The sequence below is a fragment of the Aquamicrobium sp. YD-1-mutant5 genome, from assembly GCF_059509755.1.
The window spans coordinates 1-8,679 of record NZ_JCAKKP010000036.1 but is presented as its reverse complement, the minus strand read 5'-3'; the positions used below and the strand labels follow the sequence as shown (position 1 = coordinate 8,679).

General features: G+C 57.4%; 9 protein-coding genes. 6 read left to right on the top strand and 3 right to left on the bottom strand.

The window, feature by feature from the left end; translation table 11 throughout:
- Positions 1-146: 146 nt before the first annotated feature.
- The 6 genes from AC5XE7_RS20575 to AC5XE7_RS20550 all read left to right on the top strand — a co-directional run bounded on the left by AC5XE7_RS20575 (position 147) and on the right by AC5XE7_RS20550 (position 6,146).
- Positions 147-818, top strand: coding sequence for a TetR/AcrR family transcriptional regulator (locus tag AC5XE7_RS20575; RefSeq protein ID WP_272809207.1), 672 nt, complete (start codon positions 147-149; stop codon positions 816-818).
- A gap of 207 nt (positions 819-1,025) precedes the next feature.
- Entirely contained in the window at positions 1,026-2,516 is a 1,491-nt protein-coding gene (locus AC5XE7_RS20570) for an aldehyde dehydrogenase family protein (RefSeq protein WP_272791922.1), read from the top strand.
- 188 nt (positions 2,517-2,704) lie between these two features.
- The gene (locus tag AC5XE7_RS20565; protein WP_272791921.1) at positions 2,705-3,499 is read left to right on the top strand and encodes an ABC transporter ATP-binding protein; all 795 of its coding nucleotides are present in this window, start codon (positions 2,705-2,707) and stop codon (positions 3,497-3,499) included.
- Entirely contained in the window at positions 3,496-4,326 is an 831-nt protein-coding gene (locus AC5XE7_RS20560) for an ABC transporter permease (protein WP_272791920.1), read from the top strand. Before AC5XE7_RS20565 ends, AC5XE7_RS20560 begins: the two co-directional genes overlap by 4 nt.
- Before the next feature lie 36 nt (positions 4,327-4,362).
- A complete protein-coding gene (locus tag AC5XE7_RS20555) occupies positions 4,363-5,439 on the top strand; it encodes an ABC transporter substrate-binding protein (RefSeq protein WP_272791919.1) in 1,077 nt (358 codons plus the stop codon).
- 26 nt (positions 5,440-5,465) lie between these two features.
- On the top strand, positions 5,466-6,146 hold the full coding sequence (locus AC5XE7_RS20550) for a VOC family protein (protein WP_272791918.1): 681 nt from the start codon (positions 5,466-5,468) through the stop codon (positions 6,144-6,146).
- A gap of 40 nt (positions 6,147-6,186) precedes the next feature.
- Here the strand turns inward: AC5XE7_RS20550 and AC5XE7_RS20545 are convergent, their stop codons facing one another.
- The 3 genes from AC5XE7_RS20545 to AC5XE7_RS20535 all read right to left on the bottom strand — a co-directional run.
- Entirely contained in the window at positions 6,187-6,861 is a 675-nt protein-coding gene (locus tag AC5XE7_RS20545; protein WP_272791917.1) for a TetR/AcrR family transcriptional regulator, read from the bottom strand.
- 239 nt (positions 6,862-7,100) lie between these two features.
- On the bottom strand, positions 7,101-7,730 hold the full coding sequence (locus AC5XE7_RS20540; RefSeq protein ID WP_272791916.1) for a TraH family protein: 630 nt from the start codon (positions 7,728-7,730) through the stop codon (positions 7,101-7,103).
- A 13-nt stretch (positions 7,731-7,743) separates the two neighbouring features.
- Positions 7,744-8,679 (bottom strand): conjugal transfer protein TraB (locus AC5XE7_RS20535; protein WP_495367408.1); only part of this gene is annotated, 936 nt, incomplete at its 5' end.

The following is an 8,679-nucleotide window of genomic DNA, read 5'->3' as shown; positions in this document are numbered from 1 at the left end:
GGGCAACAGCGGCGACAGGATCGACCATTCATGGTCGGTGAGTTCATAGCGGCGGCGCGTCATCAGGGCTCCCTCATTCGGAAGCCTTGAATCACGGCCAGCGTCAGCCGACAATCGAATTTATGGGTTTACCGCCTAGGCAATCCATGAAAGCATCCAGTTCTCGTTCCATCAGCGCGCCTGCTCCAGACAATCGCGAAGCAATCATGTTGGCGGCCGAACGCGTGTTTGCAAAGGACGGGTATGACGGCAGCAGCATGCGTGACATCGCCAAGGAGGCGAACGTTTCGCAAGCGCTCTTGCACTACCATTTCGGGACCAAGGAAAAATTGTTTGATGAGATCTTTTCCTTTCGTGCAACCGAGATCAACCAGGAGCGCGGTCGGCATCTCGATCGTCTGTTCGCGGACGGTGCCATTCCAAGCCTGCCGCAATTGATTGATGCCTTGTTTCGACCCACTGTTGAGCTCGGCCATGACCCCGAACGCTTCGGTAACTTCTTTTCAAGAATACTGGCCGCATCCGCCAATTCGGATGATCCACATACCAAGGCCCTGATTGCTGAGCACTACGATAGCACAGCCCTTCGCTTCATCAGCGCGTTTCAAAAGGTGCTGCCAGGGATTTCGCGGGAGGATGCTGTCTGGGCATATATGTTCTCGATCGGCGTGGGCATGACCATGATGGCGCGCACCGGCCGTACGGCAAGATTGTCGAACGGGGCCTGCGATGACAACGACGTCGAGCTTTTGCTGCGGAAGATCAGTCTTTTCGTTTGCGGGGGATTGCTCAATATGGCCCCGACCGGAAGGACGTAACCCGTCCTTCCATACCGCCGCCTTTTCTCATAGCTCTTGACTGTCATGCACTGCACTGTATAGTGCATCTGATCGCGCTTGCCTCTCATTCCAGACGACTGCGAAGCGGCAATGACGTGATGGCCGATCGCCAGAACTCTCAGCATTATGAAGGTCACGGTGTTCTGTGCAGATGCCCAATAATCTGCTGATTCAGAGGAAGAGCCAATGTTGACGACACCTGTTCCGACCATCATTTCGAGATGGTCGTCGAAGAGTCCGGCTGACTTATTCGATGTTGATAATCCCGCTACCGGTGAGATCATTGCCCATGTCCAGGGAAGTGGAGTGGCTGAGGTTGATAAGGCAGTCTCCGCCGCGCACGCCGCGTTCTCAGGACATTGGAGGGAACGATCCGCGCGCGAACGCGGTGCGCTGCTCATTGCGGCAGGCAAGCATCTGGAAATTCATGCTCAGGAACTTGCCGAACTTGTCTCGCGGGAAAATGGAAAGCCGGTGCGTGATGCGTTGCAATTCGACGTCGCCAGTCTAACGGGATCGTTTGCCTTTTTTGGTGCTCTGGCAGGCAAAAGCGGGGGTGAATATCTCGATCTTGGCTTTGTGACCTCGGCCACGGTCCGCGAACCATTCGGCGTGGTCGCAGGCATTATTCCCTTCAACTGGCCGCCTATTCACACTGGCGCAAAGGTTGCGCCGGCGCTTGCAGCAGGAAACACGATTGTCGTCAAGCCCGGGGATCAAGCGCCACTTACGATCATGCGCATCGTGGATCTCCTAAACGAAGCACTGCCGGAGGACGTCGTTCATTGCGTGACCGGTATAGGGCCGGCAGTCGGGCAAGCCCTGACGCAACATCCACTGGTGCGCAAGATATCCTTCACCGGTGCGCCTTCAACGGGCACAGCCGTTTTGAAGACGGCGGCAGAGCGCCACGTGCCCGTTCTGTGTGAACTCGGAGGGAAGAACCCGTTTATCGTTATGGCCGATGCTGATCTGGACCAAGCGGTGCGCGATGCTATCGACGGAGCTTTCTTCAACAAGGGCGAGGCGTGCACAGCCGCATCGCGCATTCTGGTTCATAAAGACATTCATGATGCGTTCGTCGAGCGTTTCTGTGCGGCGACCGAAAGGCTGACGACTGGAGACGGCGCACTCGAAACGACGCACGTCGGCCCCGTAGTTTCGAGGGCGCAAAAGGAAAAAGTCGAGAACTACATTCGCATCGGTCAATCGGAAGGCGCCACAATTGCTGCGCAAGGCAAGCTGCCTGACGATCCGAGACTGAAGGAAGGCTATTTCGTTCCACCGACTGTCTTCACAAATGTAACTGCAAACATGCGGGTTGCTCAGGAGGAGATATTCGGCCCCGTCACTTGCGTCATGAAGTTCTCTAACGAAGCCGAGGCAATCGATATCGCCAATGGGACGCAGTTCGCTTTGGTCGCCGGCATCTATTCGAGAGACCAGGAACTCGCCAATCGTATGGCTCGGCGGGTCGAGGCGGGAATCGTTTTCGTCAACAACTACAACCGTATTGTCATCGGCACGCCATTCGGCGGCACGAAATCCAGCGGCTACGGACGCGAGCACTGCGCGGCCACGCTCAACGAATTCACCTATTCAAAAGCAATTCGGACCCCGACCGGAAGGGTTCCCGTGCCGGAATGGAAGGCAGTCACGGACATCTTCGGCCACTGAGGTCGTGGATGGGGGAGCGCGGCATGATTGCCGCTCTCCAATTCATCCGACGATCAAACAAAACGCTTGACTGCACTGCATGATGCAGTGCATTTATATACTGCATCATGCAGTGCATCGGCCGTAAGCGATCGCTCTTAGCAATGCTCATTCTGTGCCGTATGCATCAAAGAAAAAATGGGAACACGATGAATTCAACAGGGAACGGTGTTCCGGATTTTATCTCACTCCGGAATGTCTCGAAATCTTTTGAGACAATGTCAGGTGACATCGTCACTGCCTTGCGAGACGTCTCGCTTCAGATTCCAAAAGGCTCGTTTGTCACCCTTTTAGGGCCCAGCGGATGTGGAAAAAGCACACTCCTACGGCTAATCGGCGGCCTTATCAGAAAGACCAGCGGCGACGTTTTGCTTGCCGGGCGAGCCGTCGAAAGGCCGACGAACCAGATTGGTATGGTCTTTCAGTCGCCGGTGCTGCTGCCTTGGCGAACCGTGCTGGAGAACGTTATGCTTGCGGCCGATCTCGGCAAAGTGAGCAAGGCAGAGGCCCGTGAGACTGCGTTGAGATATATCCACCTGGTAGGTCTCGAAGGTTTCGAAAAGAAATATCCGGGCGAGCTTTCTGGTGGCATGCAGCAGCGTGTCGCAATCTGTCGTGCGCTCGTACACAATCCCTCCGTGTTGCTGATGGATGAACCGTTCGCCGCACTGGATGCCATGACCCGGGATCATCTTCAGGTCGAGCTCCAGAGCCTCTGGATGGCCGGTGACAAAACAGTCATCTTTGTCACCCATTCGATCTCGGAGGCCGTGTTCCTCGCCGACTATATGGTCGTTCTGGCCGCTCGTCCCGGGCGCGTTGTCGAAATCATCAAGGTGGATCTGCATCGACCAAGAACCCTCGACATGGTCAACTCCTTAGAGTTCGGCCGCTATGTGAGTCATGTCCGCGGCTATTTCGAGGCCGAGGAGCGTGCGGCATGACAGACCAGGCATCATTCGCGACGGCGTCGGCCGAGACCCCACGCAAACGGAAATCATCGAGCGGCTTCGATCAGGTTACGATGCTAGCGATTGTATTGTTCTTACTTTTCCTTGCCAGTTGGGAATGGGTTCTCATTCCAGTGACCGGTGTCAGCCCAGCTCTGCTTCCCCGCCCTAGTCAGATTGCGGTTTCCCTTTATCAAGGCGCCACGCAGGGGTATCTCCTACCCAATACCCTCATCACCTTGCAGGAGGTACTGATAGGCTTTGTTGTCGGATCCGCGCTCGGCTTTATTCTTGCCGTCCCTGTTGCGGAATCGCGGGCGGTGGAACGGATTTTGTCGCCCTATGTTGTTGCCCTCCAGGCCATTCCGAAGGTTGCGATAGCCCCGCTTTTTGTCGTCTGGTTCGGTTATGGCCTTTCCTCGAAGGTATTCATCGTCGGGCTGATCACCTTCTTCCCGGTCTTTATCAACACGGTGGCTGGTCTCCGCTCTGTCGCTCATGAACAGCGCGAGTTGTTCATGATCTATAACGCGACACGCTGGCAGCGATTTCGATATCTGACACTACCGAATTCAGGCAGTTTCGTGGTTGCGGGTCTAAATGTGGGCGTCACGCTCAGTGTCATCGGCGCAGTGGTCGCCGAATTTGTTGGGGCGCAAGAAGGTCTTGGCTCGCTTATCGTCCGCGCAGGATTTGCCATGGACACTGCAGGCGTCTTCGCGGCGGTCCTATGCCTTACGGTCATCGCGGCAATCCTCAGCGCCACCGTGCAGGTATTGGGTCGGAAAATCGTCTTCTGGGCGAACGACCAGCGCCACTGATCTACCTCATCTTCAAAACCAATCAGGGGAACGACAATGGACGTTAAACGCCGTCTAGCAGGACTTTTTGTATCAACAGCTGTCCTTTTCACAGTTGGCAGCGGAACTGGCAGTGCTGAAGAGCAGCGCAAAGTGCCTTTCGTCATCGGCAATCCGCTGATGATCCAGGCGGTCTACGAACTGTATGTGCCGCTTGCCATGGGCTGGTGGCGCGATGCCGGCTACGACATCCAGGTGCAGTATATGCCCGGTTCGAGCGCAGCGGTCCAAGGCATCATTGGTAAAAGTGCCAGTGTCGGAATGATGAACACGACACCTTGGATGGTCGCCGACACAAAAGAGTTTTCCGACATACGCATGGCGGCCGTGATGACGAACAGTCTCTGGCGGGTCATCACCGAAACGTCGAGCGACATTACGAAGCCCCAGGACCTGAAGGGAAAGAAAGTCGGCCTCGCGGTCGGCGGGTCGGGTGGCTCCATGTATCTCGATTCACTGCTCGCCAATAACGGAATGGATCCCAATCGCGATGTTCAGAAGATCGTCATCGGTATGGGAGCACAGGCCCAGGAGATGCTGCGATCCGGCAGAGTTGACGCAAGTCTCGCCTTCACGCCGGAAATCGCCACTTACCAGGCGCTTGGCGGTAAAGTAAACTTTATCTACGACGACGCATGGTTGCGCTTTCCGGACTATGGCTTTGTCGCGACAGAGGGCGCCCTCAAGACTGACACGAAAATGGTCGAGACGCTCGCGCGCGGCGTGGCAATGGCGCAGGTTTTTGCCGAGGCCAACCCCGAGTGCGTCGCGAAAATATACCGTAAGAACTGGGCCCCTGACCGAAGCACGACCCTTGCGCAGGACACCTTGATCCTCAAGAGCATGCTTGAAGAGCGACGTCTGCCTTTCGAGGCCGCAGGCGGGAAACTGCACGGAAAACCAGCCGTGGCGGGACTTGGGGAGCTTCAGGAATTTCTTCACAAGAACGGTCTGATCGAGACACCCGTCGATCCGGCGCGGTTCGTCGCGGATGATCCTGAGTTCTACAGTCGCATCAATGACTTTTCCAAAGATGACGTCGTCGCCCAGGCGACGAAGTGTGAAGGCTACTGATAAATTTGTAACGAGGAGCATATTCGATGATCGAGATCGACCATATTTGCCTGGGTGCGCGAAACTTCTGGGAGTCGACCCACCGCCTGACTCAGGAAACCGGATTGGGCAATGCCGAGGGGGGATGGTTTCCCGAGTACCGACTTGCCAACCGGATCATACCGACGGGCGACGATACTTACATTGAGGTGGAAGGTGTGATTGATGCTCACGCGGTCGAGGCGGGGCACCCAGTTGCAACATTTTTTCACGAGGCGACGCGGGACGGCGATTGCTTTATCGGATGGTGCGCCCGTGTCGATTCTCGGACGGAACTGGATGCGATCGCGCGGCGTCTTGGAAGCGACGTTTTCGAAGGCACCATGCGCATGCGGGCGGACGGGTCGATGGGGTACTCGGCTCGCACGCCTGACACGTCCCGCGCCTGGAAAGCGGGATTGCCGAATTTCTTCTATATCGAAGACAGATCAGAGCACGCAGGTCGGCTTCAGGCCAAACATGGGACCACGACCGCTCGCGGCATCGCATGGATGGAACTTGGGGGCAGCGCTGAGGAAATGAGCGACTATCTTGACATAGACGCTACAAGCCTTGGCCTACGCTTCAATGGTGGTAAGCCGGGACTACATGCGATGGGCATTCGCACCGACAATGGTGAGGCCGTCATTCGCCGGCGCGTGATGCCGGGAACAACAGGAAAACTTTAATTAGGAGGAGCCGTCCGGTTTTAGATTACGCCGCCGCCGGTTATGATGCGGCGGCTTTTCCGTTTGTGCCATAGCGTGCGAGGAACGTGGCAACTGCTTCCTCAACGACTTGATGACGCCGGGCCTTCGAGGGTGCGCCACCGACACCAATCACGCGATACCAAAGCAGCGGCTCATTGACGAGCCCAACGAACTGCCGGGCCGCAAGATCGGGATCTTCCACCTTGATGAGGCCTCGGTCTTTCAGCGCGCTGATATAGTCGATCAAGGCCCGAAGTGCCGGCATTTTTCCAAGCCGTACGAAATTCTCGGCGAGATCCGGGAAGCGATTGCTCTCGCTGATGACCATGCGAACAAACGCGACGGCCTGATCCGGCGCCCAGAAATCCGCGATAAGCAATCCCACTTTCCTGAGCCCAAGACCTGGATCTTGGAGGGCGGCTTCATCGGCCATAATGCCGACAACCGGCATATCCTTCCATACGCGCTCCACGGCGGCGTTAAAGAGCGCGTCTTTGCTTTCGAACTGATTGTAGACCGTGCGTCGTGCCGCGCCTGATTCTTGCGCCACAAGGTCCATGCTGGCTCCCTCATAGCCGTGAGCAAGAAAAACGCGCGTCGCCGCATCCAGGATCGCCTCCCGTTTGGAAAGTCCCTGATCTCTTGAGTTTTTTGGAGGGGCGCCAGGTGCAGACAAGACGACAGAGCTTTTCATCAGTTGGCCTAATCCTATACAGGGCAGGGTTGCAGTTTGTAAAATCATGTAGTCCTTTGCACTGCCGAGTGCAAGTTGTGTCGCTTGGCTAATGGCTGAAATCTAGAAACGAGAACCGAGTCTGGCCTGACCGCATGGTGACGCATCAGCTCATTTCATTTCAACCTTGCTGAACTAGGTCTGGTTCATGGCAAATAGCCAACCCCAAAGCTAGGTTTCACTTAGGCATTGCATCAATGTCATTTGGCACCGATTCCGGACAGATCGACACGAATACCCGCCTTGTTGGGATCGTCACTACGGGCCTCATCCTCGGAAGGCTCGCTCGCATCCGACCCGGCAGAATCTGCTGACTTCTTGATAGCGTCGCTCGTGGGCTCGTCCCTACCAGGTTCAGGGGCTTTCACCTCACCAGGGTCCGGCGCGCGGAATACGGCCATCCCCTCGAAATACCCCGTCTGCCAGGCGATGATCGCGTCGTCGAGCACTTGCGGAAGAACCTCTTTCTCACTGGGACTACCGTACCATTTCATGACTATCCGATAGACTTTGGCGAAGAGCGCGGTGCCCATGCGGATATTTTCACAAGGATCGACAAGGTCAGGTCTCAGCGCTCCGGCCTCCAGGATGCCGAGACCGGCTGGATATTGCGTGATGCCGACCCGAATGACGTTGCGCCCAATATGCTGGCGGACCAGTTCCATCGCCTCGTCCGGCGTTCCCGGCTTCGGCACCAGCACCACGCGGTTTCCGGATCGGACCGTGATCGCGAGCGGATCCTGCGACCCCGCCCGCTCAATGAACTGTTCGACAATCGCGGGTTTCAGGCCGGGATCGGCGCATTGTTTGATGAGGGCGGCATCGACCATCTGATTGTCTCCGTTATGTGTTGAAGGCCATGACGACGGGCAAGTCGAAGAGCTTAGCCCATGCGGCAACGCTCGCCTTCTGGATCGCGATGATCGAGGTGCCCCTGGTCCACCAGCCATTGCCGGTAGCGACGATGACGGCGGGTGAATGCAGCATCGATTGCAGCACCGGCCAGAGGATGAGTTGCTCATAGCAGATGAGCGGCGCGATCCTCGTTGCTCCAACCTCCGCGACCGGGTTCGCGAACAGGTGCGCCTGGGCGCCGCCGCCCTGCCCTGTCCAACGCAACCATGGCTGCCACATGGAAACCGGAACCGGCATGCGCTCCTTGTAGAGGATGCCAGCGGCGCCGGAACCAACCGCCACCATGACATTGTCGTAGCCTTGCGCATCGATGACGGCGGCGCCGGCGACGACCGTGACGTCGAGCCCGTTCAACCCCTCCCGCCAAAGGCGAGCGACCGTCGGCGTCCAGAAGCCGAGCGCGCTCTCCGGAAAGACGACAACGTGCGCGCCCTTACTTGCGGATATGCGCGCTGTGGCGATCAGGCCACGGTGATGCTCGAGCGACCCGTCCCGGCCAAGGCTTCGTCCCAATTCAAGGTCGACGCCCATCCATCCTTCCGGTAGCTTCGGCTCTGTCCACATTGCGGCGGACCAGAGCCAGAAGCCAGCGAGGCCAAGGACAGCTGCCGGCCGATATCTCATCACCATGACGAGCAGGCCGGCTGCAGTTGCGAGCAATCCCCACCATCCCCACCCGGGAAACAGTACCCCGGCTGCGGTCAGCGGATTCGCCCATCCAGTGATGCCGAAGGGCGGCAGCCCCGTCAGCACCGCCGCCGCCAGATAACGCACTGCCCTCGCCCTTCCCGGATGCCTTGTCCAGAGCGCCGCATGCACGGCGACGAAGGAGAGTGAGGCCGCTAGCCAAAGCAGAAGGCCGGG

Excerpts from the sequence above, each read along its gene's own strand:
- AC5XE7_RS20545 (WP_272791917.1), bottom strand. The coding sequence starts at position 6,861 with ATGAAAAGCTCTGTCGTCTTGTCTGCACCTGGCGCCCCTCCAAAAAAC.
- AC5XE7_RS20555 (WP_272791919.1), top strand. The coding sequence starts at position 4,363 with ATGGACGTTAAACGCCGTCTAGCAGGACTTTTTGTATCAACAGCTGTC.
- AC5XE7_RS20570 (WP_272791922.1), top strand. The coding sequence starts at position 1,026 with ATGTTGACGACACCTGTTCCGACCATCATTTCGAGATGGTCGTCGAAG.
- AC5XE7_RS20540 (WP_272791916.1), bottom strand. The coding sequence starts at position 7,730 with ATGGTCGATGCCGCCCTCATCAAACAATGCGCCGATCCCGGCCTGAAA.
- AC5XE7_RS20565 (WP_272791921.1), top strand. The coding sequence starts at position 2,705 with ATGAATTCAACAGGGAACGGTGTTCCGGATTTTATCTCACTCCGGAAT.
- AC5XE7_RS20575 (WP_272809207.1), top strand. The coding sequence starts at position 147 with ATGAAAGCATCCAGTTCTCGTTCCATCAGCGCGCCTGCTCCAGACAAT.
- AC5XE7_RS20560 (WP_272791920.1), top strand. The coding sequence starts at position 3,496 with ATGACAGACCAGGCATCATTCGCGACGGCGTCGGCCGAGACCCCACGC.
- AC5XE7_RS20550 (WP_272791918.1), top strand. The coding sequence starts at position 5,466 with ATGATCGAGATCGACCATATTTGCCTGGGTGCGCGAAACTTCTGGGAG.